The following is a 26,935-nucleotide window of genomic DNA, read 5'->3' as shown; positions in this document are numbered from 1 at the left end:
GCTTCGGATGTGTATGTTCCCCACCGATAACAACGGGGGGTGACGATGCGACAGATGACGAAATTGTTGGCATCCGGTGCGATGACGGCGCTGGTGCTGGGCTGTGCCGTTCCGGCGGTGGCGCAGGTGACGACCGATGGACCGGTGGCCAGCGACGCGGGCGAGGGTGAAGGGGAAACCATCACCGTCACCGGCACGCGCCTTGCTCAGCCGGGCGTGGCCAGCAACAGCCCGATCACGACGGTCGGTGCCGAGGAGATCCGCCTGCAGGGCGCGACCAATATCGAAAGCGTCCTCAATCGCCTGCCGCAGATCACGCCCGACGCGAATGAGAATGTGTCGAACGGATCGGACGGCACGGCCCGCGTCAACCTGCGCAACCTGGGCAGCAACCGCAACCTCGTCCTGGTCAACGGGCAGCGTCTGCTGCCGATCCAGGCGACCGACCTGAACTTCATCCCGTCCTTCATGGTACAGCGGGTCGACGTCGTGACCGGCGGCGCGTCCGCCGTCTACGGGTCGGACGCGGTGTCGGGCGTCATCAACTTCGTGCTGCGCGACAATCTGAACGGCGTGAAGACCGACGTGCAATACGGGTTTTCGGCGCACCATAACGACAATGCCGTGAATCGCGCGCGCGTTGCCGGAGCCGGGTTCAGCCCGGCGCTGCGCACCCCGATCGACGGCCAGCGCTTCGATGCGAACATCGCGCTGGGTGCCAATTTCGCCGAGGATCGCGGCAACGTCACCGCCTATTTCGGCTATCGCGACGTGAAACCGATCCTGCAATATAATCGCGACGTGTCGGCCTGCGCACTCGACCCGGTGTTCTCGGGCACGCCGTCGGCCGCGACCTCGCTGACCTGCGGCGGATCGTCGAACAACCAATATGGCCGGTTCGTGCCGCTGCGCTCGGGCATTGCCGCCGGCGGATACAACAACACCAAGGATGGCGAGAAGACCTGGGTCCAGTACAATCCGAGCTTCCGCTACAATTACGCGCCGCTCAACTATTTCCAGCGCAACGATACCCGCTTCACCGCCGGTGCGTTCGCCAGATATGAAGTGAACCCGGCGGTCGAAATCTATGGCAGCTTCATGTTCATGGACGATCGCACCAATTCGCAGATCGCGCCATCGGCACTGTTCCAGGGCTATCCCTATTCGATCAACTGCAACAACCCGTTGATGAGCGCGCAGCAGGCGACCTTGCTGTGCGGTGCGGCGGCGGCAGGCACCAACGTCAATCAGGACGTCTATATCGGCTATCGCCCGGTCGCCGCCCCGGCCCAGCCGCGCCGTGACGACCTGCGCCATACCGACTACCGCGTCACCGGCGGCTTCCGCGGCGAACTGGCGCCCGGTATCCGCTACGATGCCAACGCGCTGTTCTCGACCGTCATCTTCAACGAAACCTATCAGAACGATATCGACCCGCAACGCGCCAACCGCGCGCTGAAGGTCGATCTGGTCAATGGCGTGCCGACCTGCCGGTCGGTGATCGACGGTTCGGACCCGACCTGCGTTCCGCTCAACGTCTTCCAGTTCGGCGGGCCGACCGCGGCGGCGCTGAACTATGTCTATGCCCCGACCAGCACCGAGGGGCTGGACAAGGAAACGGTCCTGTCGGGCACGCTGACCATCGACGGCGGCGAATATGGCGTGAAGCTGCCCTGGGCAGACAGCGGGATCGGCGCGGTCTTCGGCGTCGAGCATCGTCGCGAGAGCCTGGAATTCCGGGCCGATGCGCTGGCGATCGCCAAGGGGACGAAGGAGATCGAAGGCGGGTTCAACGTGACCGAAGGGTTCACCGAAATCCGCGTCCCGATCGTCGAGGAACGGCCTTTCTTCAAGGAATTGTCGCTGACCGGCGGCTATCGTTTCTCGAAGTACAGCACCAACAGCGACGGCATCTCGACCTACAAGGGCGAAATCGCCTGGGCCCCGACGCGCGATATGCGCCTGCGCGGCGGATACAACCGCGCCATCCGTGCGCCCAACATTTCCGAACTGTTCGGCGCGCAGAGCCCGGGCAACGTGACGACGCAGGATCCCTGCGCCGGCGCCAGCCCCGCGGCGACGTTGCAGCAGTGCCAGAATACCGGCGTCACCGCCGCGCAATATGGCAACATCATCGAATGTCCGAGCGAGCAGTGCACCGGCTTTTTCGGCGGCAATCCGGCGCTGCGCCCGGAAGAGGCGGACACCTATACCGCCGGGCTGGTGCTGACTCCGCGCTTCGCCAAGCGGCTGATGCTGTCGATCGATTACTTCAACATCAAGGTGAAGAACTATATCGGCGTGATCCCGGTCACGTTGACGATCAGCCAGTGCATTTCGACCGGCGATCCGTTCTTCTGTTCGCTGTTCAACCGCAATCCGCGCAACGGCGTGCTGTTCGGCGGCGATGCGACGACCGCCGGCTTCGTGACGTCGACGACGCAGAACACCGGATCGCTCGCCACCAGCGGCCTCGATCTGGGGGTGAGCTACGGCGTGGATACCGCCATCGGCGGGTTCAGCGTCGACATGGTCGGCACGTGGCTGCGCGACCTGACCACCGAACCGCTGCCGGGTCTGGGTTCCTATGACTGCAAGGGGTTGTTCGGCGGCACCTGCGGCCAGCCGAGCCCCGAATGGCGGCATCAGGCGCGCTTCACCTGGACGTCGAGCGACGACAAGGGCTCGATCTCGCTCAACTGGCGCTACATCGGCCCGGCCAGCCTGTCGTTCAACACGAGCGATCCGTTCCTGCAAGGGTCGACCTATGTCGTGAATTCGCGCCTGCCGGTCGCCAATTATTTCGACCTTGCGGCGAGCGCTTCGGTGATGAAGGACGTGTCGCTGCGCATCGGCGTCAACAACCTGCTCGACCGCGATCCGCCGGCGATCGCGCAGGGCGTGCTGGCGTCGTTCGGCAACGGCAACACCTATCCGGGCGTGTACGACGCCAATGGGCGGACCTTCTTCGTCGGCCTGTCGGCCGAATTCTGACGAAGGATATGGGCGGCCGGCATCCGGTGGGTGTCGGCCGTCCGCGAATGGAGAAGATGCAATGATCGGTCGCGTGGCGCTTGCCCTGCTGGTGTCCACGCTGGCGATCGCGACGGCGACGGCACAAACCCCTTCGGCCCCAACGGCGGCGCCTGCCGAATGGGAGCGGCCGGAGGTGATCCGCATCGGGGCCGAACCGATGCATGCGACCTTCGACGGTTATGAGACGCGGGCGCTGGCGCTGCGCGACGATCCGGCGCGGTCGCGCTATCATCTGTCGCTCGACGGGCAGTGGCGCTTCCGCCGGTCGCCGACGCCGGAGACGCGGCCGGTCGGGTTCGAGCGACCGGACTATGACGTCGGCGGCTGGGGCAGCGTCGCGGTGCCAGGGATCCTGCAGGCCGAGGGGCAGGGCACGCCGGTATTCGTCGGTTCGGGATATCCCTTCCCGATGAACCAGCCGTGGATCGACCACCGGCTGAACGAGGTCGGGTCGTATCGCCGCGAGGTGACGGTGCCGTCACATTTCGCCGGGCGGCGGATGCTGCTGACGATCGGTGCGGCGGGGGCGGCCTATTATCTGTGGGTCAACGGGCAACGGATCGGCTATTCGGAGGATTCGAAGCTGCCCGCCGAGTTCGACGTGACGGCGGCGATGCGCCCGGGACGCAACACGGTCGCGATCGAGCTGTATCGCTATGCCGATGGCAGTTACCTCGAAGATCAGGATTTCTGGCGGGTCAACGGGATCGAGCGCAGCGTCACCCTCTATGCCGCCCCGCCGACCCATCTGCGCGATATCGATGTGCGCGCCGGCCTGTCGAACGGCTATCGCGACGGCACGCTGGCGCTGAACGTCGCGGTGGCGGGGGCGGCCAGCGACGTACGCGTGCGCGCCAGCCTGCTCGATGGGGCGCGGGTGTTGTTGACGCGCGAAGGGGGGCCGGATGCCGCGCGCACCGTCCGCCTGACCGGCGACATCCCGGCGGTGCGCGCGTGGAGCGCGGAGACGACTGAACTCTATACGCTGCTGGTCGAACTGCTCGATGCGCGGGGCCGCGTCGTCGAGGCGACCAGCCGCCGCATCGGCTTCCGAACCGTCGCGATCGACGGCGGCGAGGTGCGCGTGAACGGGCGGCGGATCATGATCCGCGGCGTCAACCGGCACGAGCATGACCCGCGCACCTTCCGCATCGTGTCCGAAGCGACGCTGCGCCGCGATCTGGAACTGATGAAGGCGGCGAACGTCAACGCGGTGCGCACCTCGCACTATCCCAATGATCCGCGCCTCTATGAACTGGCCGATCAGGTCGGGCTGTACGTGATGGACGAGGCCAATATCGAGAGCCACGGCTATCTGTCACAGGCGCAGCAGAATGGCGATCCGGAGCATACGCTGCTCGGCTACAAACCCGAATGGAAGGCGGCGCATCTCGACCGGGTCGAGCGGATGGTCGAGCGCGACAAGAACCATCCCTCGATCCTCTTCTGGTCGCTGGGCAACGAGACCGGCGTCGGCAGCAGTTTCGAGGCGGCGGCGCAGTGGGTGAAGGCGCGCGACACGACGCGGCTGGTCAGTTTCCTCGGCCACAGCATGAGCGGGTGGCGGCACCCGACCAATAGCTATGTCGATATCTTCGCGCCGATGTACGACGATGTCGAGAAGATGGTCGACTATGCCGAGCGGCCCGAATTTACCCAGCCGCTGATCCTGTGCGAATATGCCCATGCGATGGGCAACAGCCTCGGCAATTTCCAGGATTATTGGGACGTCATTCGTCGATACCCGAAGTTGCAGGGCGGGTTCGTGTGGGACTGGGTCGATCAGACCGTCATTCGCAAGGATGCGGCCGGGCGCGACTATTGGGCGCAGGGGCGCGACTTCGTGGCCGATGGCGACGACAGCCCGGTCGGCGACGGCGTGATCCGGTCAGACCGGACGCCTGATCCCGAATATTGGGAGATGGCGAAGGTCTATGCCCCGATCGCGTTCGAACGCGATGGCGATGGCTATGCGGTGCTGAACCGTCACGACCATATCGACCTGTCGCGTTTCACGCTCGATTATGCGGTGCTGGAGGACGGGCGCGCGGTGGCGAGCGGACGCGTGGACATGCCGGCGGTGGCGGCGGGGCAGCGCGCCCCGATCGCGCTGACGGTCCCGGCGGCGCGCGATGCGGGGGCGGAGCGGATGCTGGTGCTGCGCGCGCGGGCGAAGGCGGGGGCGATCCCGCTCGTCGCGGCGGGGCATGTCGTCGGCTATGAACAGTTCGCGCTGTCGCCGCCGCGCCCGCTGGCCGCGCCGCAGGGACGTGCCACGCCGATCGATGGCGGCGACGTGCTGTGGCTGGCGGCGGGCGATGCGGTGCTGGAGATCGATCGGGCGAGCGGGCTGGTGCAGCGCTATGCGCGCGGCGGCACGACGATGCTGAGCGGCGGAACCCCCGATTTCTGGCGCGCGCCGACCGACAACGATATCGGCACCGGCATGACCAAGACCCATCGCATGTGGGAGCAGTTCAGCAACAACCGGCGGCTGGATGCGATTGCGGTCGATGGCGACGCGATCGTCGTGCCCCACGACATGGGCGTGGGATCGGTCAAGGTCACCACCCGCTGGACGATGGATGCGACCGGCACGGCACAGGCGAAGGTGCGGTTCGTGCCGCTGCGCGACGACCTGCCCGATCCGCCACGGATCGGCATGCAGTTCCGCACGCCGCCGACGCTCGACCGCATCCGCTGGTACGGGCGCGGGCCGTGGGAGAGCTATGCCGATCGCAAGACCGCGGCGCCGGTCGGCGACTATGCGGGGCTGCTGGCCGATCAATATCATGGCTATGCCCGGCCGCAGGAATCGGGGACCAAGCAGGACGTGCGCTGGATCGACGTGACCGGTGCCGGCGGGGCGGGGGTGCGCGTGACCGGCGACCGGCCGCTCGCGGTCAATGCGCTGCCCTTTCCCTATGCCGACCTGATGGAGAAGCCGCCGGGCAAGGCGCATAGCAGCGACATCCGCCCGCATGGCGACGGCACGCTGCTGATCGACGTCGCGCAGCGCGGGGTCGGCGGCGATACCGGGTGGAGCACCGACGGCCGCCCGCACATGCGCTACCGCGTGCCGCTGGCGCCGGTCGAGTGGACGTTCACGCTGGGCGCGCCGGCAACGCGCTGATCGCCGGGCGTTAGCGTCACCACCGTTTGCGTCGCCGCCAATGGGATCGTCGTGAAGCCGCGCTCGGCCGTGCCGCGATCGACACGATAGGCGGGCACGCCCGCCGGTGCCTCGACCGACAGATGCGCGTTGGGCGTCGTCGCGCTGGCCGGGTCGAGCGTCAGTTCGATGCGGCGCGTCGCCGGCAGCCAGCGGGCGCGTGCGATCGTGCCAGCGGCCAGCGTGATCCATTGCCCGGCGGGCGCGACGAACAGGCGGGTGCGCGCCCCGTCGCGCGGTTCGATGGTGATCGCGTCCGGCATCTCGCGCACGATGCCGCCGAACCCCAGCCAGCCGAAGGTCGCGTCCTGCACCAGATAGGTCGCGGCGGCATAGGCATGGCCGAAATAACCCATGCCGTAATCGCCGCTATAGGCATCCCAGCGCATCATGTCGGGTTCGGAGTGGAAGGCGGCGGAGGCGAAGCCGTCGCGATCGACATTGGTGATCCCGCCCATGAACCCGCCATAGGCGACGCGCAGCAGATGCAGGTCGGCCGGATTGCGGCGATAGGCATCGAACAAAGGCACCGCGTTCAGCGCCGATCCGTAATGGTGCAGTTGCCGCTCGATCCGCTGGACCTTTCCACCATAGAGAAAGTCCCAATAGCGGCGGGCATTGCCGTTATAGCCCCAGTGCGGAACGGTCGGGTCGTAGCCGAGGATGACCTCGCGGGTGACTGCCGCCTCCTTCGCATGGCCAAAATGCTGCATCCATGCATAGACTTCGGGCTGGCCGGTCGAATCCCACGCCATCTCGCTGCCGAACGGATAGGCGAGGGTACGCCAATGGTCGGCCCGCGTGCGCATGCGGCGTTCGATATCGTCGGCCTCGGTCGTCATTCCCTCGCGCCGCAGGTCGGCGAGGATGTCGAGGAACACCTCGCCCTCCATCTGGCCGAACTGCGCATAATGGGGCGCGTCGCGCAGCATCGCGATCGTGGTGCGATAGGCATGGTCGAGGTAGAAGCGCCAGTCGTGGCGCCTGACCAGCCCGGCATGATGCCGCGCCAGCCGGTACAGCACCCAATGCCCGATCGCCACGTGCGGGTAATTGTACGACCGGCCGAGATCGTCGGCCTGTTTGCGGTCCCATGATGCCCAGGTCGACCAGTCGATGCGCTGGTCGTAAGCGTCGGGGAACGCCTTGGGATCATAATAGAACAGGCTCTTCTTCACGCCGCCGCCTGGCACCTGCAACTTGCCGAGCACGGTTTCGTCGACCATGCGTTCGAGCTTCGCGACCTCGACCGCGTCGGGATGGTCGAGCTGCTTCATCATCGCCGCGACCCATGCGCCGGCGCCGCCCTCGTCGCTCATCCCCGCGATCCAGACGCGCTGGTCCTGCGTGACGATGCGGTTCTCGTCGCGGTCATAGGTCAGGATGGCGGGCGCGCGGCGGAACGGGTCGCGGGTGTCGTCAAACCATTGGCGGGTGGTCGCGAACCGGCCGAGATCGGCGGATACCTGATCGAGCGGCTTGGTGACGTAATAATGGACGCTCTGCACGCTGCCATCGGCATAGGTGATCGCGACCCGCGCCCGGCCCCATCCGGTGCCGGTGACCCGCCAGCGGTGCCAGCCGCGCGGGCCGGCGACCCTGGTCAGCGTCAGCGCGTCGGCGGGGGTGACGCTGACCTGCCGCACGGCTTGCGGCGTACGAACGAACAGGTCGGCGGGGCTGTCGGTCGGGACGACATAGCCCGGTAGTCCGATGGCGAGTGGGCGGCGTTCGGCAACAAGTTTCCCCTCAATGCCGCGGATCGAGGGTGCGGTGACGAGGCGGACGCCGATGCTGCGCGCTGCGCCCGGCGCCAGCGTGAAGCCGGTGGCCGGGTTCCAGGGCTGGCCGGCATCGCCCATGCCACCGCTGGCGACCATCCAGTCGTAGAAGCCCTCGAACGTCTGCTGGCGCGGGGTGCGATCGGTGAAGATATCGCCGGCGGGCGCGCGCTTGGCATCGTGCAGGATGCGATATTGTTCGAGCGGCGACCGGCCATCGGGCAGGACCAGCAGCGCCGGCCCCTTGCCGTTCAGCCGCGTGACCTGAAGATAGCCGGCATCATTGCCGATATAGGGATCGACGAAACTGGCCTTGGCATGCGCCGCCTCCAGCGTGCGGTCGGTGATGATGTTGTCGAACACCATCGGCATGCCGAGCGCGCCGATCTCGACCGGGGTCGCGCCCCGGTTGCGCAGCGTAAAGCGCAGCACCAGCGCGCCCCGGTCGCGCAGCCATGCCCGCTCGACGGTCAGCGGCAGGCGGTCGCCCATCGTCGCGGTCATGTCGGCGCGGGCGATCACGGTACCGCCGGGCGGCAAGGCGCGGACCGCGACGCGGTGCCGTGCCGAGGAGAAGTCGCGCCATGCGCCACCCGCCGTCCGCAGCCGCAGATGCAGGTCGCCCAACTGGACGAAGCCGTCGCCCTGCCGTTGCTGCGCGCGATCGCCGGGGGCGAAGTCGAACCCCGGCTCGGCGCGCGGCGACAGGTGCAGCAGCGTCTGGCTGGCAGAGTCGAGCGCGACGGTCAGGTCGCCGACGCCATGGCGGACGGGGGCGGGGGCAACGGCCGGGAGCATCGCCCCGCTACCAAGGAACGCGCCGCCCAGATAAAGTGCCCATTGCCGCATAACGCTGCCTCTCCCGTCGACCAATCGGTTGACTTCAATAACCATTGCCCTATCGTATACGATATTATCGGGAGATGGAAATGCTGGTTGGTCGTCGCGCGTTTCTGATGTCGTCGGCGACGTTGCCGATGTTCGCGCTGCCGGCGGCGGCGCGCACCATGGCGGCGATGCCGGCAACCGCCAAGCCGTTTCCGCTGTCGGCCGTGCGGCTGCGCCCGTCCGATTACGCGCGCGCGGTCGAGGTCAACCGCGCCTATCTGCTGCGGCTTTCACCCGACCGGCTGCTGCACAATTTTCACAAGTTCGCCGGCTTCGTGCCGAAGGCGCCCGTCTATGGCGGGTGGGAAAGCGACACGATCGCGGGGCATACGCTCGGCCATTATCTGTCGGGGCTGGCGCTGACCCATGCCCAGACCGGCTGTACCGACTGCGTCACCCGCGCGACCTATATCATCGGCGAACTGGCGCGGTGTCAGGCGGCGCAGGGCGACGGCTATGTCGCGGGCTTCACCCGCAAGCGCAAGGACGGGACGGTCGTCGACGGGAAGGAGATTTTCCCGGAGATCATGCGCGGCGACATTCGATCGGCCGGGTTCGATCTGAACGGCTGCTGGGTACCCTATTACAACTGGCACAAGCTCTATACCGGTCTGTTCGATGTCATCGACCATATCGGCCCGAACGAACAGGCGATGGCGATCGCTGTCGCACTGGGCGGCTATATCGACCGGGTGTTCGCCGCGCTCAGCGACGATCAGGTGCAGGCGATGCTGGCCTGCGAATATGGCGGGCTGAACGAGAGTTTCGCCGAACTCCACGTCCGGACCGGCGATGCGCGCTGGCTGCGGCTGGCGGAGCGGATCTACGACAAGCGCAACCTCGACCCGCTGACGCAGAAGCGTGACCAGCTGGCCAATTTCCACGCCAATACGCAAGTGCCCAAGCTGATCGGGCTGGCGCGGCTGCACGAGATCACCGGCAAGGCCGAACCGGCGACCGCCGCGCGTTTCTTCTGGGAACGGGTGACGCGGCATCACAGCTATGTGATCGGCGGCAATGCCGACCGCGAATATTTCAGCGCGCCGGACACGATCGCACAGCACATCACCGAACAGACGTGCGAGCATTGCAACACCTATAATATGCTCAAGCTCACCCGGCATCTCTATGCGTGGCAGCCCGACGGTGCCTTATTCGATTTCTACGAACGCGCGCATCTCAACCATGTGATGGCGCAGCAGGAGCCAGTGAACGGCGGATTTTCCTATATGACGCCGCTGATGACCGGGGCGAAGCGCGACTATTCGGCGCGCGATGGCGAGGAATTCTGGTGCTGCGTCGGCACCGGCATGGAAAGCCATGCCAAACATGGCGAAAGCATCTTCTGGACCGGTGACGACATGTTGATCGTCAACCTCTATATCCCCGCCGATGCGACCTGGGCGGCGCGCGACGCGATGCTGGGGCTGGAGACCGCCTATCCGTTCGACGGCGCGGCGACGCTGCGCTTTGCGACGCTGGGCAGGCCCGGACGCTTCCCCGTAGCGCTGCGTGTGCCGGGTTGGGCGAAGGGGCGCGAGCTGCTGGTCAATGGCAGGCCGGTCGAGGCGGCGTCGGCGGGCGGCTATGCGATCGTCACAAGGCGGTGGCAGGCGGGGGACCGGGTGACGATCCGCCTGCCGCTCGACCTGCGGATCGAGGCGACGCCGGGCGATGCGCAGACGATCGCGGTGCTGCGCGGGCCGCTGGTGCTGGCGGGCGATCTGGGGCGGGCCGATGGCGAATGGGACAAGCCCGATCCGTCGATGGTCGGCGACGATCTGCTCGCCGGTTTCGTGGCGGTAGCGCCGGAGGAAGCGCAATATGCGACGCACGGGCTGATCCGGCCGGGCGACCTGAATTTCGTACCCTTCTACCGACAATATGACCGGCGATCGGCGGTGTATTTCAAGCGGTTCACCGATGCGCAGTGGCAGGTCGAGGAAGCCGCGTTCCTCGCCGAACAGGCCCGGCAAAAGGATCTGGCGGCGCGATCGGTCGACGTGATGCATCTGGGCGAGATGCAGCCCGAGCGCGATCATGCGCTGACGTCGGATATTTCCTATCCGGTCGTCTATCGCGGTCGCAATGGCCGCGACGCGCGCAGCGGCGGCTTCTTCGAATTCACCATGGCGGTGAAGCCGGGGCCGCTGGTGTTGCAGGCGACCTATTGGGGTGACGAGCGCAAGCGCAGCTTCGACATATTGATCGACAACCAGCGGATCGCGACCCAGACGCTCGACGCCGACCGGCCGGGTGCGTTCTTCGATGTCGACTATCCGGTGCCCGAGCCGCTGACCCGGGGCAAGCGGCAGGTGAAGGTGCGCTTCGTGCCGCACGACAAGAACAGCGCGGGACCGGTGTTCGGCGTGCGGCTGTTCACCGCCAAGCCGGGTGCGGTCGCGTGACCGATGCGCAGGTGCGCATGACACTGGCGGAGGTCCGCGACTATGCGCGCGCCACGCTGACCCGGGTCGGGCTGGCACCGGCGCATGTCGCGGCGGTTGCCGAGACGATCGTCGCGGGCGAGCGCGACGGCTGTGGCGCGCACGGCTTGTACCGGTTGCTGGTCGCCGCCCATTCGGTGGCGAGCGGCGTGGTAGTGCCCGATGCGGTGCCGGTGCTGGAGCAACGTGCGGCGGGCGTCGTCCGGGTCGACGGGCGCGGCGGCTTTGCGCAGCTGGCGTTCGAGACCGGGCGCGACGCGCTGGTCACGGCCGCGCGCGCCAACGGGATCGCGGCGCTGGCGATCAACAATGTCGTGCATTTTGCGGCCTTGTGGCCCGAGGTCGAGGCGCTGGTCGAGCGCGGGCTGGTCGCGCTCGCGGTGACGGCGAACCATGCCTGGGTCGCGCCGGCGGGCGGTACGCAGCCGGTGTTCGGGACCAATCCGATCGCGTTCGGCTGGCCGCGTGCCGGTGCCGCGCCGTTCGTGTTCGATTTTGCGACCAGTGCGATCGCGCGCGGTGAGATCGAACTGCATCGCCGCGCCGGAAAACCGGTGCCGGCGGACTGGGGCCATGCCCCCGACGGCAGTGACACGACCGATGCCGCGGCGGTGCTGGCCGGCGCGATGCGGACGTTCGGCGGGCACAAGGGGTCGGCACTGGCGCTGATGGTCGAACTGCTCACCGGGCCGCTGATCGGCGACCTGACCAGCGCAGAATCGATCGCCTGGGACGGCGGGCGCAAGGGATCGCCGCTGGGCGGCGAACTGATCCTCGCGCTCGATCCCGCCGGGTTCCTGGGCGAGGCGGCAGCGGCCGAGATGGCGCGTGCGGAAAGCGTTTTCGCCGCGATCGAGGGGCAGGGCGCCCGCATATCGGGCGCGCGCCGCCACGCGCTGCGCCCAATCAGCGACCGCGACGGGGTGTCGGTGTCGCGCGCGCTGCTGCGCGATATCGATCAGGTAACGGGGGACAGGGCATGACGATCACACTGGCACTGGCGCTGTCGATCGCGGCACCGGCCGTGGCGCAACCGGTCGCGACCGTCGCCGCGCCACCGAGCGACACGGCGTTCCGGCAATTGTCCGAGCGCGAATATGCGTGGCGCAAGACGCTGACCGGTCCCGGCGAGGATGCCCCGACCAGCAAGAACGCGACGCTGCCCGATGTCGGCCCGGCAGCGCAGGCGCGCATGACGCAGCGCTGGACCGAGACGCTGGCAGCACTCGACCGGATCGATCCAGCGACGCTCGGTAGCGCGGCCCGCGACGACTATACCGTCTATCGCGCGCAGATCGCGGCGCTGCTCGCCCGGCAGCGGTTCCGCGATTACGAAAAGCCGCTGAATGCCGATACCAGCTTCTGGATGGACCTGGCGGGCATGGCGCGCGAGGCGTATCGCGACGAGGCGGCGTTGCGGCTGTACCTGTCGCAACTGGCCAGCGTTCCGCGCTATTTCGACCAGCAGATCGCGAACATGCGCGCCGGGTTGCAGCGTGGTTTCACGCCGCCGCGCGTGACGCTGCAAGGTCGCGATGCCGGCGTGCGCGAGGTGGTGCAGGCGGGTGCGAGCGAGGCATCCCCCTTCTACGCGCCGTTCCGGACGTTGCCCGCGACCATTCCCAAGGCGCGACAGGGCGCGCTGCGCGCCGAGGCGAAGCGGGTGATCGCCGAGGCGGTGGTGCCGGCGCATGCGAAGCTGATGGCGTTCCTGCGCGACGACTATATCCCGCATGCGCAGGAGAGGCTGGCGGCGTACGACCTGCCCGACGGGCGCGATTACTACCGGTCGAAGGTGCGCGAGTTCGTGACCCGCGACCTGCCGCCCGAGGAGATCCATGCGATCGGCGTCAGCGAAGTCGCCAAGATTCGTGCGCGGATGCAGACGGTGATGACGCAGGTCGGATGGCAGGGCGACCTGCCGTCGTTCCTGAACCATCTGCGCACCGATCCACGTTTCTACGCGAAGACGCCGCAGGACCTGCTCGACCGCGCCGCGTGGATCGCCAAGACGTTCGACGGCAAGGCGGCGACCTATTTCGGACGGCTGCCGCGGATGCGCTTCGCGATCAAGCCGGTCGCCCCCGACATCGCGCCCTTCTACACCAGCGGCCGGGGCGGGCCGGGCATCTATCTGGTCAACACCTACGACCTGCCGTCGCGCGGACTCTATTCGCTGCCCGCGCTGACGCTGCACGAAAGCGCGCCGGGCCATGCCTTCCAAATGCCGTTCGCGATGGAGCTGACCGACCTGCCCGAATATCGGCGCAACGAATATATCTCGGCGTACGGCGAGGGCTGGGCGCTGTATAGCGAGGCGCTGGGCGAGGATATGGGGATGTACGAGACGCCCTATGACCTGTTCGGCATGCTGTCCTATCAGATGTGGCGCGCGGCACGGCTGGTGGTCGATACCGGCATCCATTCGAAAGGATGGACGCGGGCACAGGCGCAGGCGTTCCTGCGCGACAACACCGCGCTATCGAACCACGAGATCACGACCGAGGTCGATCGCTACATCGCGTGGCCGGGGCAGGCGCTGAGCTATTATATGGGCGAGCTGGCGTTCCTCGACGCGCGGGCGAAGGCGCAGAAGGCGCTCGGCGACAAATTCGACTATCGCGCGTTCCACGACGCGATGCTCAGCCTCGGGTCGGTACCGCTGCCGATGATCGACGCGCGGGTCGACCGCTTCATCGCCGATGGGGGCAAGGGGCCGTACCCGCTGCCCTAGCAAATCTCCGCCGTCGCCTTGGGTGGGTCGCCGGGCGGTACGCGCGCCGGATGGCGGTAGAAGACATCGCCGGGCAGGCGGTGGCGGTCGCCATAGACCTGTGCCAGCAGCGCGAACAGTGTCGGGTCGTAGCGTTGCAGGTCCTCGTCGTTGAGCAGCCGCTGCCCGTCGACGACGATCAGCCGGTTGGTGTTGAACCAGAGCTGCGTCCCCTCCGCCCAATATTCGTCGACCGTGGTCGCGGCATATTCGCCGCGCCACGCCCCGCGCGCCATCGCGGCGGCATAGGCGTGCTCGAGTGCAGCATAGAGCGCGGTGTCGCGCTGGCGGACGGCCGCGAGGATCGCGTGGGCGAATTCATGGACGAAATTATTCTCGCCATAATACCAGCTGCCGGGCGTGCCGATCAGATTTTCGGCCGGGGCGGTGGTCAGTTGCCCGCCAATGCCGCGCGCGCGGTTATTCCAGTAATCGCGGTCGCTCAACCGGCCGATCCGCTCGGCATAATATTTGCGCTCGCACGTCGTCAGGCGCGGATCGTCGGCAGCCGGTTTGGTCCAGTGGCGCTGTTCGGGCAGGTCGACCAGCCCCTCGGTCAGCGCGATGATCGCGACGCGATAGCCCGATGCCGCCATCCAGCGGCGCAGGTCGGGACGATCGGCGAGCATCGCGACCGCGATGTCGCGTGCGAACAGCAGCGCATCGTCGGGGACCTTGGCCGACGATACGACCGGAATGCCGCCGGCATCGACATGGCGGGTGTAGAAGGGGTCGAGCCGCAACGTCGCCGGTGGCGGTCCGATCGTCACCGCCGCATAGCGACCGGGCGCGGCGGCGACCGGCACCGAGACCGCCGCCAGCAGCAACGCCGCCAGCGCCCTCATCCGAACGGGCGGTCGATCGATGGCTGCGGCGGCGTGAACCATGCGGCACCGGTTTCGGTCACATGGAAATGATCCTCCAGCCGGATACCGAAGCGGTCGGGAACGACGATCATCGGTTCGTTGGAGAAGCACATGCCGGGCGCGAGCGGCGTACGGTCGCCGCGCACCAGATAGGCCGGTTCGTGGATCGACAGGCCGATGCCGTGGCCGGTGCGGTGCGGCAGGCCGGGCAGACGATAGTCGGGACCCAGCCCCTCGCGCACCAGCACCGCGCGGGCGGCGGCGTCGACGTCTTCGCACGGCACGCCGGGCGCGGCGGCGGCGAAGGCGGCGGCCTGTGCGGCATGTTCGATGTCCCAGATCGTGCGGACTTCGTCGGCGACGAGGCCGAAGGCATAGGTGCGGGTGATATCGCTATGATAGCCGCCGACGCGGCAACCGGTGTCGATCAGCACCAGCTCGCCTTCTTGCAGCGCGCGGTCGCCGGGCAGGCCGTGGGGGAAGGCGGTGGCGCGGCCGAACTGGACGATGCAGAAATAGGAGGGGCCGCCGCCGATCGCGCGGTGGGCGTCGTCGATGAAACGGACGACTTCGCTGGCGAGGATGCCGGGACGTAAGATGCGCGCGGCGGCGGCCTGTACCGCCAGCGTCATGTCCTTCGCGCTTTGCAGCAAGGCGAGTTCCGCCGGTGACTTGACCATGCGGCAGCCGTCGATCGCGGGCGCGCCGTCGGTCAGGGTCAGGCCGTGACGCGCCAGCTTCTGCCCCCATGCGAAGGGGAGCAGCGGATCGACCGCGAGCGTGGCACCGGCGGGCAGCACGTCCCGGACCAGCGCGGTCGGATCCGCATCCTCTTCCCACAACAGCAGGTCGGCGGCGACCGCCAGATCGGCCTCGAGCGTGCCGCGTTCGAACGCCGGGCAGATGACGCGCGGCGTGCCGGTGACCGGCAGCAGCAAGGCGACCATCCGCTCGCTGGCACCCCATGGAATGCCGGTGAAATAATCGAGCGAGGCACCGGTATGGACCAGCAGCGCATCGGCGCCGGCGCGCGCCGTCAGCGCACGGGCCTGCTCGATCCGGTCGGCACGCTCGGCGGCAGTGATTGCCGGAGCGGTGGCGAAGGGCCGGATCGCGGCGAGTTCCGTGGTCGCGGTCGATCCACCGATGGTCATGCTCGTCTCCTGTCGAACTGCGGGTTCGCGAAGGATCGTCCTAGAACGGATTTCGGTCGGGTTGAACCGGCAACAGCCGCTGGCGTCCACCAGGGACGCGCCAAACGAACGGACGGCTTCGAACCAAGGCTGGGGAAAGTGGTGCCCAGGGACGGGATCGAACCGCCGACACTGCGATTTTCAATCGCATGCTCTACCAACTGAGCTACCTGGGCCTGTCCGGGTGACCGGAAGAGCCGGCCTGTTAGCCGCGCGAATCGTCCCTGTCCAGCCCGGTTTCGGATTTTTCGTCGGAAGATGCTCTGGGGCCGGGAATGCGATATCCCTCCCCCATCCAGTTCAGCATGTCGCGGTCGCGACAGCCCCGGCTGCAAAAGGGACGGAAGGCCGGTTCGGTCGGAGCCGAACACAGCGGGCAATGGTTACGGGAAGCGGGCCTGGACATGGCCGGCGGATATGGCGAGGCCGTTCTCCGCCCGCAAGGCGAGCGGCGCACCGAACGTGCGTTCGACGGCCTGCGTCCAGTCCGGGCGCGCCGCGATGGCGGCGACCACCGCCGGATGCGCGGCGAGCGTGCGTTCGCCGCTGCCCCCGGTCCGTTCCGCCTGTCGCAACAGGGCGCGGGCATGGGCCGGGACATGGGCGAACAGTTCCGGGAGCGAGGCGCGCGACCGCCGTCGCACGATCTGCAGAAAGCCGAAGCCGTTGACGGCCGTGCGCTCAAAAGGTTGAGGCAGGACGGCGTCGACCGTTTCGGCGATCGCCAGTCGAACCGCCTTGTCCTGCACGGTTGGCAGGTCGATGCCGATCGACCCGGCGATGTCGAGCCGCGCGAGCGCCGCCGCTGCGGCGTGCGCGCCGGCAAGAGCAAGCGCCGCGGGGGCAAGCTCACCATCGATGTCGATCAGCGTCATTGCCGGGGTCAGCGCGATTGACAGCGCGCCGCCGGGAAAGGCGATCTGGCCGGTAGTCGCTTCCTCGATCAGCAATGGCCAGCCCGCGTCGCCCAGCAGGTCGCGGTCGAACGGGCCGATGATGCGTGCGCCCGGCAGATCGGCGATCGAGGGGCCGTCGCCGGGCTGCGCACCGGGCGCGGCGGGGCGGGCGCGGGCGCGCTTGGGCTTGCCGGGTTCGGACAGGGCCGGGCGGGTGATCTCGACCAGTAGCGTGCCGCCTTCGGTAACCGTGCGGGGAAGGGGGCTCAGCAGTGCCTCGCCATCGTCCCAAGCGACCACGCCCTCGTTACGGAGAGGCAGGCGGCGGACCAGCCGGGCGGACAGGATCGTGCCGGCGCGCAACGCATCGTCGGGTTCGATACGCGCCTCGACAATCTCGCCATCGACGATGCGCGCGGCACGGACTTCGCCGATACCGCGCTCGACGATCCAGTCAGCCAAGCGGCACGCCAGCGGTTTCGAGCAGTGCGCGGGTGTCGAACAGCGGCAGGCCGATCACCCCCGAATGGCTGCCCGAGAGGAAGCGGACGAACGCCTCGGCGCGCCCCTGGATCGCATAGCCGCCGGCCTTGCCCAGCCCCTCGCCGCACGCGACATAGGCGTCGATCTCGCGCTGCTCCAGCCGCTTGAAGGCGACGATGGTGTCGGCGAGCCGTATGCGCGCCTTGCCATCGGGCATCAGCACGCAGACGGCCGACAGGCAGTGGTGGCGACGACCGGACAACAGACCCAACAGCTCGCGCTGCACCTCCTCGGTCGTGGCAGGCGGCAGGATGCGGCGACCGAGCGCGATCGTCGTGTCGCCGGCCAGCACCACCGCGCCGTCGACCGGACCGATCGCCCGCGCCTTCGCTTCCGCCAGTCGCAGCGCATAGGGACGCGGCAATTCGCCCTTCAGCGGGCTCTCGTCGGTATCGGGGGCCTCGACCCGATCGGGCACGGCACCGATCCGCGCCAACAGATCGCGGCGGCGGGGCGAGGTCGAGGCAAGTATCAGGCGCATGGCCGTGGACCCGGTCACGCGGAACCGACTTACTTGAAGCGGTAGGTGATGCGACCCTTGGTCAGGTCATAGGGGGTCAGTTCGACCAGCACTTCGTCCCCGACCAGCACGCGGATGCGGTTCTTGCGCATCTTGCCGGCGGTGTGCCCCAGGATTTCGTGATCGTTCTCGAGCCGGACGCGGAACATCGCGTTGGGCAACAGTTCGACCACCTGGCCGCGCATTTCGAGAAGTTCTTCCTTCGCCAAACAGATACCTCGTGAAATTAGGGCGCACCGGAAACGGGCGGGTTCCCATAGGCGCAAACCGCAAAAAAGGAAAGCGCGAACGACCGGACCCGTGGCTGGCACGGCCGGTCGACGCTGTTAGTGGAAAATAGGGCACAGCGAGGGCCGGGGCAAGGGCGGGCTGCTACGTCACGATCAGTCCATGTGCCTGGAGCCGTCGCCCCAGCGAAGGCTGGGGCCTCCTGCGGCTCCTGTTCCACGCCATCACCGGGGGATTCCAGCCTTCGCTGGAATGACGATCGTGGCGGAGTGGTAGGTGATCGGCCCCCTCACGCCGGATTATGGGCCTTCAGGAACGCGGTAATTTCCTGCAGGAATTGCAGCCGGTCCTCGCTGCGCGAGAAGAAATGGTCGCCCAGCGGCTGTTCGACATAGCGATACGGCTTTCCCGCGCGCTTCAGTTCGGCGGCCAGCGCGCGCGACTGGGCGACGGGGACGCGCTTGTCGACCTTGCCATGCATCAGCAGGATCGGGGTCGAGAAGTCGGCGGCGTGGAAGCGCGGCGAAACCGACTGGAAATCGGGCGCCTGCGAACGCAGCCAGTCGCCGATGGTGCGGCCGTTGAGGAACTGGCTGTCGTAACGACGCAGCGCCGCCAGATCGGACACGCCGGCATAGCTGATCGCGCAGCGATACAGCTTGCCGTCGCGTTGGGCGGCGCGCATCGCCGCATAGCCGCCGTACGACGCGCCGACCATGCAGACGCGCCCGGGATCGGCGATGCCTTCCTTGGCCAGATGGGTGACCGCGTCGTTCAGGTCGTCCTGCATCTTCAGGCCCCATTCGCCGGCCCCCTTGCGCGCGAAGGCGACGCCATATCCCGACGATCCGCGGTAATTGGGCTGGACCACGACATAGCCCAACTCCGCCAGATATTGCGTCCACCAGTCCCAGCCTTCGCTGTCGCGCGCCGACGGGCCGCCATGCGGCAGGACGATCAGGGGCAGGTTCTTCTGCCCTGACCGGTGGCGCGGCATGGTCAGCACCGCCTCGATCGACAGGCCGTCGCGCGCGGTGTAGCGGATGGTGCTGACGGGGGAGAGGCGGCGGCTCTGGAGCGTGTTGCTGTTCCACGCGATGCGCTGCATCCGGCTGGACGCGCTGTCCCAGTAATAAAGCCCGCCCGCCTGCGACGCGGCGGCGACCTCGACCAGAAACTTGTCGCGCTTGCGGTCCCATGACACGATCCTCGCACGACGATCGCCGATCGATTTGTCGATATCGGCCTGCAGCGTCTTCAGCTTTTCATCGAACCAGACGGTACGGCCGTGCCGGTCGGTCAGGGTAACGCCGGCGACGTCATTCTCGTCGGCATTGTCGATGATGCCGTCGACGTCATAGCCCTCGACCGAATGGAGTTTCCTGCCGAGCGCCAGGTCGGGGAGCGACACCTGATAGACCGAGGTGAAGCCGCCTTCGTCGTCGAGCGCGATCGCGCTGCCATCGGTGCGGAAGGTGATCGGGATGGTCAGTCCGTCCTCGTCCTTGCGCGCGCGCCGGGCGATGACGCGGAAGCTTTCGGCGTTGTTGGCGCGGTAGAGCAGCGCCGAACTGCGCTTCTCGTCATTATATTGGTAGGCGGCGCGGACCTGTCCCTCGCCATCGGCATACCAGCTATAGACATTCGGTCGCCCCTCGGCGACGCGGCGCGACTTGCCGGTCGAGACGTCGATTTCGAACACCGCCGGGTTGAAGTCGGATTCGCTTTCGATCCCCGTCTGGCGCGACAGCAGGATGCGGGGCGATCCGTCATGCGCCACCCACAGCACGTCGTCGGCACGCAACCCCGATTTGTCCCAGTCGAGCCGGCGCGTCGTCTGGAAATCGGCGTTCACGCTCAGCACGCGGGTGACGTAATGTTCGTTGCCGTACAGCATCTGCTGCGTACCCAGCCCGACGATCAGCCAGTCGTCGTTGACCCAGCGCCACCAGTTGATGTCGGTATCTGCGGGCGCGCTGAGCGACCGTTGCTGGCCGCCTCCGAACAGCGACGACAGCACCAGCACCTGTCTGCCGCCGATCGCACTCTTGGCGACGACGCGGCTACCGTCGGGCGACAATCTGGGCGATTCGACCGAGGGCAGTTCGGCGAACACCTCAATCGGGACGGGGGCAGCGGGATCGACCCTGGCTGGGTTGGCGGCCGGCGGCGTCTGCGCCGAAGCGACGGTGGCAAGGACAAGGCCGATGGCCGCAACGAACCGCATGAAACCCCCTGTTCGGGGGCGGCCGGGATGCGCCCCCGCGCACCGGTTCCGGCAAGACTGGACGCCCCCATCCGCCGCGAACTCTATCGCAGCGGACGGGGGACGCAATCGGCCAAAGGAACCTATCCGGCGCTATGTCCGGCAAGGGCCGCGAGCAGCAGCAGCGCGACGATGTTGGTGATCTTGATCATCGGATTGACCGCCGGGCCGGCAGTATCCTTGTACGGATCGCCCACGGTATCGCCGGTGACGGCGGCCTTGTGCGCCTCGCTCCCCTTGCCGCCGTGATTGCCGTCCTCGATATATTTCTTGGCATTGTCCCATGCCCCGCCGCCGCTGGTCATCGAAATGGCGACGAACAGGCCCGACACGATCACGCCGAGCAGCATCGCGCCGAGCGCCGCGAAACCCTGCGCCTGCCCCGCGACCCAGGTCACGATGTAATAGACCGCGACGGGGGACAGGACGGGGAGGAGCGAGGGCACGATCATCTCGCGGATCGCGGCGCGGGTGACGATGTCGACGGTGCGGCCATATTGCGGGCGGCTGGTGCCGGCCATGACGCCGGGGTCGGCGGCGAATTGCGCGCGGACGTCCTCGACCACCGACCCCGCCGCACGGCCCACCGCGGTCATGCCGAATGCACCGAAGAGATAGGGGAGCAGCGCGCCCAATAGCAGCCCGACGATGACGTACGGGTTGGACAGCGAGAAATCGACGGTCAGGTCGGGGAAGAACAGCTTCAGGTCGGTGGTGTAGGCGCCGAACAGCACCAGCGCCGCCAGCGCGGCGGAACCGATCGCATAGCCCTTGGTCACCGCCTTGGTCGTGTTGCCGACCGCGTCGAGTGCATCGGTGCGGTGGCGGACTTCGTCGGGCAGGTTCGCCATTTCGGCGATGCCGCCGGCATTGTCGGTGACCGGGCCGTATGCGTCCAATGCGACGACCATGCCGGCCAGCGCCAGCAGCGCGGTCGCGGCGAAGGCGACGCCGATGATGCCAGCCAGTTGATACGACGCGACCACCGCTATAACGATCACCAGCGTCGGCAGCGCGGTCGATTCGAGGCTGATGGCGAGGCCCTGGATGACGTTGGTGCCGTGGCCGGTGACACTGGCGCGCGCGATCGACTTGACCGGGCGATAGGCGGTGCCGGTGTAATATTCGGTGATCCACACCAAAGCGGCGGTGACGGCAAGGCCGATCATCATACACCAGAACAGATCCATGCCGGTAAAGCTCTGTCCGGCGACCGGGGCCTGTGCGCCCAGCGCCCCCTCGACGGTCAGCGCATCGCCGCCGGGATCGAGGAAGCCTGCGCCACCGATGACGGCATTCAGGTCGCCCAGCGCCCAGCTTGCCGCGAAATAGATGGCCGGGACGGCGAGCAGCGCGGTGGTCCAGAACCCCTTGTACAGCGCGCCCATGATCGACTGGCCGCTGCCGAGGCGGACCATATAGGTGCCGAGGATAGAGGTGACGATGCAGACCCCGCCCACGACCAGCGGCAGCGCCATCAGGCGGAGCAGTTCGGCAGGCGGCGCCTGTACCAGCAGCGCGATCGACACCATCGTCAGGCCGATCGTCACGACATAGGTTTCGAACAGGTCGGCGGCCATGCCGGCACAGTCGCCGACATTGTCGCCCACATTGTCGGCGATGACGGCGGGGTTGCGGGGGTCGTCCTCGGGGATGCCCGCCTCGACCTTCCCCACCAGATCGGCGCCGACGTCCGCCGCCTTGGTAAAGATGCCGCCGCCCAGCCGCGCGAAGATCGAGATCAGCGACGCGCCGAAGGCGAGGGCGGTCAGCGCCTCGACAACTTCACGGTCGCCCGGACCATGGCCGGCGATCGCGACGAGGTACCAGAAGATGCCCGAGATCGCGAGCAGACCCAGCCCCGCGACGAGCATCCCGGTGATCGCGCCCGACCGGAACGCCATGGTCAGGCCGCCTTGCAGCGACCCGCGTGCAGCTTCCGCGGTGCGGACATTGGCGCGGACCGAGATTTCCATGCCGACATAGCCCGCGACGCCCGACAGGATCGCGCCGATCAGGAAGCCGACCGTCGATAGCGGCCCGAGCGTGGGGAACAGGATGATGGCGACGATGACGCCGACGATGGCGATAGTGCGATACTGGCGACCCAGATAGGCCTTGGCCCCTTCCTGGATCGCGGCGGCGATATCCTGCATCCGCGCGTCGCCCGCCGAGGCGCGCAGCACCTGCATACTCGTGAACACACCGTACAACACGGCCAGCGCACCACACGCCATGGCCAGATAGACTATCGTCATCCGCAACCCCTCCTGCATGGGGCCGCCCGGCTGTCTCGTCGGGTCGAACCCTTGGAAGCGGGGCAGCTTATGCCGATGGGCGGGGCGCGCAACCCACTAAATCCTCCCTACTTGCGGGACCGTTGCGATCCTCCCCGGGACGGGGAGGGGGACCAGCCATCGGCTGGTGGAGGGGGAGGGCGGCAGGCGGAACGTGCGGCGAGATCCCCCTCCACCACCGCTTCGCGGCGGTCCCCCTCCCCGTGCCGGGGAGGATTAGTGCTGATATCCCAAGCGCTCGGGGAGCGGGATGGCGCGACCTGCGTTGAGAAGGGTCAGGCCGGCGCCCGCTGCGAACGTCCCGATCCGGGTGGCTGCTACCGGCGGCGTGGTGTCGCAGGCGAAGAGCAGTTCATAGTCATCGCCTGCCGTCGCTGCGGTCAGGGCGTCGTGGCCGAAGGTCCGCAACGCTTCCGACAGCGGGACGTCGGCGAGGTCGATCGTCACCGCTAGGCCGCTCGCCGCCGCCATACGGGTAGCGTCGATGAGCAGGCCGTCGGACACGTCCATCATCGCATGGACGAGCGGGGCGAGTGCCTGTCCCTCGGCCAGCCGCGGCGTCGGGCGGCGATAGCGGTTGAGGAGCGCCGCCGGGCCGTCCCCGCCGCGTGCGATGGCGAGGCCCGCGCCGGCATCGCCGATCGTGCCGGTGACCCACAGCGCATCGCCGGCCTTCGCACCGTCGCGGCGCGGCGCATGGGCACTGCGGCCGAGCGCGGTCAGCGACAGGAGGCGCGGGGCGTGTGGCGGCAGCTTCACCGTGTCGCCGCCGAGCAGCGGACAGGCGAAACTGCGGAGCACCGCGTCCAAGCCGGCGAGAAAGGCGCGGTCCCAGGCGTCGTCGCCGATCGGAACCCCAAGCATGACTCCGACCGGCTCCGCGCCCTTGGCGGCCAGGTCCGACAGGTTGGTCGCGACCAGCTTCCACGCGACATCGGCGGGAGGATCGTTGCCGAGGAAATGAACCCCCTCGACGATCATGTCCTTGGTCAGCACGAGGTCGCCCAGATGCGCGGCGTCGTCGGTCAGGTCGTGCGCGCCGGGGTGGAGCGGCAGGGTGCGCAGCGCGGCGATGAAGTCGGCCTCGGTCATCGGGCGTCTGTTGCGCCCGGGATGCACCGCAAGTAAAGCGCCGGTTGCCCATGACCGACCCCATCATCATCGCCGTGCCCAAGGGGCGTATCCTCGACGAAGCCATGCCGCTGCTCGCCCGCGCCGGCATCGTGCCCGAGGCGGCGTTCAGCGATCCCGACAGCCGGGCGCTGCGCTTCCGCACCGACCGGGCGGACATCGACCTGATCCGCGTGCGCGCGTTCGACGTGGCGACGTTCGTCGCGCATGGCGCGGCGCAGCTGGGCATCGTCGGGTCGGACGTGCTGGCCGAGTTCGATTATTCCGAGCTGTATGCGCCGGTCGACCTCAAGATCGGGCATTGCCGCATCTCGGTGGCCGAACCGGCCGGCATGGCCGCGACCGACGATCCGCGCGGGTGGAGCCATGTCCGCATCGCCACCAAATATCCGCACACCACCCAGCGCCACTTCGCCGCGCGGGGCGTTCAGGCGGAGTGCGTCAAGCTGAACGGGGCGATGGAACTCGCGCCGGTGCTGGGGCTCGCGCCGCGCATCGTCGACCTGGTGTCGTCGGGGCGGACGCTGAAGGAGAATGGGTTGGTCGAGGTCGAAACCATTGCCGAGGTGACGTCGCGGCTGGTCGTCAACCGCGCGGCGTTCAAGACGCGGGGGGCGGTCGTGCCGCTGGTCGATGCGTTCCGCCGGGCGGTGGCGGCATGATCCGGCTGGACGCGGGCGCGGCGGGGTTCGCCGCCGACTTCGCGGCGCTGGTCGATGCGCGGCGCGAGGCGGATAGCGACGTGGCGCGCGACGTTACCGCGATTCTGCGCGCGGTGCGCGACGAGGGCGATGCCGCGGTGCGTGCTTTTACCGAAAAGTTCGATGGCCATGACCCGGACGCGACCGGCTGGCGGATCGAACTGGCCGAATGCCGGGCGGCACTGGACGGGCTGGCCCCCGAATTGCGCGCGGCGCTCGAATTGGCGCATGACCGGATCGTCGCCTATCACGCCAAGCAGCGGCCCGAGGATCGCGACGAGGTCGATGCCGATGGCGTCCGGCTGGGCGCGCGGTGGAGCGCGGTCGCGGCGGCGGGTGTCTATGTGCCCGGCGGACGTGCCGCCTATCCGTCGTCGGTGCTGATGAACGTGGTGCCGGCCAAGGTCGCCGGGGTCGAGCGGATCGTGATGGTCACGCCGACGCCCAAGGGCGAGGTCAATCCGCTGGTGCTGGCCGCCGCGGCGCTGGCCGGGGTCGATGAGGTATGGCGGATCGGCGGCGCGCAGGCAGTCGCGGCGCTGGCCTATGGTACCGACCGGATCAGGGCGGTCGATGTTGTGACCGGGCCGGGCAATGCCTGGGTCGCGGAGGCCAAGCGGCAGTTGTACGGCGTGGTCGGGATCGACATGGTCGCCGGGCCGTCGGAGATCGTGGTCGTCGCCGATGGGCAGAATGATCCGGCGTGGATCGCCGCCGATTTGCTCAGCCAGGCCGAGCATGATCCGACCAGCCAGTCGATCCTGTTCACCGACGATGCGGGGTTCGGCGAGGCCGTGGCGAAGGCGGTCGACGAACAGATCGCCGAGCTTGCGACCGGACAGGTGGCGCGGGCGAGCTGGGACGCGAACGGGGCGATCGTGGTCGTGCCGACGTTGGCCGACGCGATGCCGCTGATCGACCGACTGGCGCCCGAGCATCTCGAACTGGCGGTCGGCGATCCCGAACCGTTGTTCCGGGCGGTGCGCCATGCCGGGTCGGTGTTCCTCGGTCGCTATACGCCCGAGGCGGTCGGCGATTATGTCGCGGGGCCGAACCATGTGCTGCCGACCGGGCGGCGGGCGCGCTTCGCATCGGGGCTGTCGGTGCTGGATTATATGAAGCGGACCAGCTTTCTGGGGCTGGACGCGGCAGCATTAGCGAAGATCGGCCCGGCGGCGGTGACGCTGGCCGGGGCCGAAGGACTGCCGGCGCATGCGCGGTCGGTGGCTATACGATTGTAATCATGGCGTATCCCCGTGCAGGCGGGGATCCAGGGTCCAATGTGCGACGGTCCTGTCTGGCTCTGGACCACCGCCTGCGCGGGGGTAGGGTCGTGTCCGGGCGGGCCAAAGTTCACTAAGTTCACACTTGCACATGTTTGGCGACGGGGGTGTTCCCCTGCGGTTCGAACCGCACCCGGCGGAGGCCGGGGGCCAGTTGGCAAGGCCTTTCCGGACCTTACCGGCGTTCCCCAACTGGACTCCGGCCTCCGCCGGGGTACGGCGTGGTAGGGGAGCAATGCCCCTTGCCGAAAGCCCACCGCCGCGGAAGACGGCGCGGCCGGAGCCAGAGTTCACGTTCGTGCGCAAGGCGCGCGCCGGGCGGATCGGGGCGGACGGTGCAAGGAGCGTTAGGCCACCCTGTCACGCGCTGCGCCTGTAGGAAAGCGCCCCCTCGACTTGTCGGTGCGACAGCGGCTATGGGGCGGCGCTTATGACCAGCAAGAATTCCCGCCCGCGCGGTGCCCGTCAGGCACGCGCCGCCGCCCGGTTGGCCGCCGTCCAGGCGCTGTACCAGCATGAGATGGAAGCGACGCCGATCCCGGCCCTGCTCCACGAATTCCACCAGCACCGGCTGGGCGCGACGATCGAAGAGGTCGAATATGCCGAGGCCGACGTCCATTTCTTTGACGACGTGGTCAAGGGCGTCGATGCCCGCCGCGACGAGATCGACGCGATGATTGCCTCCAAGCTGTCGACCGGCTGGACGCTTGACCGGCTGGACAAGCCGATGCGGCAAATCCTGCGCGCAGGGACGTACGAGTTGATCGCGCGGCCGGACGTGCCGGTGGCGGCGGTCATCAGCGAATATCTGGACGTGGCCGATGCGTTCTACGATCGGCGCGAAAAGGGGTTCGTCAACGGGTTGCTGGATTCGGTGGCGAAGGTGGTTCGGGGGTAGGTTCCTCTACCACCCC

At 67.8% G+C, this 26,935-nt stretch carries 18 protein-coding genes and 1 tRNA gene; 8 read left to right on the top strand and 11 right to left on the bottom strand.

Annotated features, from left to right (window positions below):
- Positions 1 to 54 precede the first annotated feature (54 nt).
- Both MF607_RS10590 and MF607_RS10585 read left to right on the top strand, forming a co-directional pair.
- The gene (locus MF607_RS10590) at positions 55 to 2,994 is read left to right on the top strand and encodes a TonB-dependent receptor domain-containing protein (RefSeq protein WP_242118377.1); all 2,940 of its coding nucleotides are present in this window, start codon (positions 55 to 57) and stop codon (positions 2,992 to 2,994) included.
- Between the two features lie 61 nt (positions 2,995 to 3,055).
- Entirely contained in the window at positions 3,056 to 6,169 is a 3,114-nt protein-coding gene (locus tag MF607_RS10585) for a glycoside hydrolase family 2 TIM barrel-domain containing protein (RefSeq protein ID WP_242118375.1), read from the top strand.
- Here the strand turns inward: MF607_RS10585 and MF607_RS10580 are convergent.
- On the bottom strand, positions 6,106 to 8,838 hold the full coding sequence (locus MF607_RS10580) for a DUF5695 domain-containing protein (RefSeq protein WP_242118373.1): 2,733 nt from the start codon (positions 8,836 to 8,838) through the stop codon (positions 6,106 to 6,108). The two genes, MF607_RS10585 and MF607_RS10580, sit on opposite strands and share 64 nt — an antisense overlap.
- 74 nt (positions 8,839 to 8,912) lie before the next feature.
- On the opposite strand from MF607_RS10580, the gene MF607_RS10575 reads away from it, so the two are divergent.
- From MF607_RS10575 to MF607_RS10565, 3 genes are read left to right on the top strand one after another with little or no spacing between them, the layout of a single operon-like run.
- The gene (locus tag MF607_RS10575) at positions 8,913 to 11,285 is read left to right on the top strand and encodes a glycoside hydrolase family 127 protein (RefSeq protein WP_242118370.1); all 2,373 of its coding nucleotides are present in this window, start codon (positions 8,913 to 8,915) and stop codon (positions 11,283 to 11,285) included.
- Positions 11,286 to 11,302: 17 nt separating this feature from the next.
- On the top strand, positions 11,303 to 12,307 hold the full coding sequence (locus MF607_RS10570) for an Ldh family oxidoreductase (protein WP_242118504.1): 1,005 nt from the start codon (positions 11,303 to 11,305) through the stop codon (positions 12,305 to 12,307).
- Positions 12,304 to 14,058, top strand: a complete 1,755-nt coding sequence (locus MF607_RS10565; protein WP_242118369.1) for a DUF885 domain-containing protein — start codon at positions 12,304 to 12,306, stop codon at positions 14,056 to 14,058. The genes MF607_RS10570 and MF607_RS10565 overlap by 4 nt, the downstream gene beginning before the upstream one ends.
- On the opposite strand, the gene MF607_RS10560 is transcribed toward MF607_RS10565, so the two are convergent.
- From MF607_RS10560 to thiL, 10 genes are all read right to left on the bottom strand, one after another.
- Positions 14,055 to 14,942 carry a glycoside hydrolase gene (locus MF607_RS10560; RefSeq protein ID WP_242118367.1) on the bottom strand — a complete coding sequence of 296 codons (888 nt, stop codon included), beginning with the start codon at positions 14,940 to 14,942 and terminating at the stop codon, positions 14,055 to 14,057. The two genes, MF607_RS10565 and MF607_RS10560, sit on opposite strands and share 4 nt — an antisense overlap.
- Positions 14,939 to 16,117 (bottom strand): M24 family metallopeptidase, encoded by a 1,179-nt coding sequence (locus MF607_RS10555; RefSeq protein ID WP_242118364.1) that lies wholly within the window; start codon positions 16,115 to 16,117, stop codon positions 14,939 to 14,941. The genes MF607_RS10560 and MF607_RS10555 overlap by 4 nt, the downstream gene beginning before the upstream one ends.
- A 139-nt stretch (positions 16,118 to 16,256) precedes the next feature.
- A tRNA-Phe gene (locus tag MF607_RS10550) sits at positions 16,257 to 16,332 on the bottom strand.
- 29 nt (positions 16,333 to 16,361) lie between these two features.
- Positions 16,362 to 16,562 carry a DNA gyrase inhibitor YacG gene (locus MF607_RS10545; protein WP_242118362.1) on the bottom strand — a complete coding sequence of 67 codons (201 nt, stop codon included), beginning with the start codon at positions 16,560 to 16,562 and terminating at the stop codon, positions 16,362 to 16,364.
- Entirely contained in the window at positions 16,540 to 17,514 is a 975-nt protein-coding gene (locus tag MF607_RS10540; protein ID WP_242118360.1) for a ribonuclease, read from the bottom strand. Before MF607_RS10540 ends, MF607_RS10545 begins: the two co-directional genes overlap by 23 nt.
- Positions 17,507 to 18,076 (bottom strand): Maf family protein, encoded by a 570-nt coding sequence (locus MF607_RS10535; protein WP_242118501.1) that lies wholly within the window; start codon positions 18,074 to 18,076, stop codon positions 17,507 to 17,509. Before MF607_RS10535 ends, MF607_RS10540 begins: the two co-directional genes overlap by 8 nt.
- A gap of 29 nt (positions 18,077 to 18,105) precedes the next feature.
- Positions 18,106 to 18,324, bottom strand: coding sequence for a translation initiation factor IF-1 (infA, locus tag MF607_RS10530; RefSeq protein ID WP_003049127.1), 219 nt, complete (start codon positions 18,322 to 18,324; stop codon positions 18,106 to 18,108).
- Between the two features lie 308 nt (positions 18,325 to 18,632).
- Positions 18,633 to 20,570, bottom strand: coding sequence for an alpha/beta hydrolase family protein (locus MF607_RS10525; protein WP_242118357.1), 1,938 nt, complete (start codon positions 20,568 to 20,570; stop codon positions 18,633 to 18,635).
- A 122-nt stretch (positions 20,571 to 20,692) separates the two neighbouring features.
- Complete coding sequence (locus MF607_RS10520) at positions 20,693 to 22,867, bottom strand: sodium-translocating pyrophosphatase (RefSeq protein ID WP_242118355.1); 2,175 nt, start codon at positions 22,865 to 22,867, stop codon at positions 20,693 to 20,695.
- 255 nt (positions 22,868 to 23,122) lie between these two features.
- Positions 23,123 to 23,998: a thiamine-phosphate kinase gene (thiL, locus tag MF607_RS10515; protein WP_242118353.1), complete on the bottom strand. Its 876-nt coding sequence runs from the start codon at positions 23,996 to 23,998 to the stop codon at positions 23,123 to 23,125.
- 50 nt (positions 23,999 to 24,048) lie between these two features.
- Between thiL and hisG the strand changes: the two genes are divergently transcribed.
- The 3 genes from hisG to nusB all read left to right on the top strand — a co-directional run bounded on the left by hisG (position 24,049) and on the right by nusB (position 26,919).
- A complete protein-coding gene (gene hisG, locus MF607_RS10510) occupies positions 24,049 to 24,699 on the top strand; it encodes an ATP phosphoribosyltransferase (RefSeq protein WP_242118351.1) in 651 nt (216 codons plus the stop codon).
- Positions 24,696 to 25,979 carry a histidinol dehydrogenase gene (gene hisD, locus MF607_RS10505; RefSeq protein ID WP_242118348.1) on the top strand — a complete coding sequence of 428 codons (1,284 nt, stop codon included), beginning with the start codon at positions 24,696 to 24,698 and terminating at the stop codon, positions 25,977 to 25,979. The genes hisG and hisD overlap by 4 nt, the downstream gene beginning before the upstream one ends.
- Positions 25,980 to 26,451: 472 nt before the next feature.
- Complete coding sequence (gene nusB, locus MF607_RS10500; RefSeq protein ID WP_242118346.1) at positions 26,452 to 26,919, top strand: transcription antitermination factor NusB; 468 nt, start codon at positions 26,452 to 26,454, stop codon at positions 26,917 to 26,919.
- The last annotated feature ends 16 nt before the right edge of the window (positions 26,920 to 26,935 follow it).

Source organism: Sphingomonas lacusdianchii (genome assembly GCF_022664395.1).
GTDB lineage: Bacteria > Pseudomonadota > Alphaproteobacteria > Sphingomonadales > Sphingomonadaceae > Sphingomonas > Sphingomonas lacusdianchii.
Note: the sequence above shows the minus strand (reverse complement) of the source record. Positions and strands in the feature narration are given on the sequence as shown.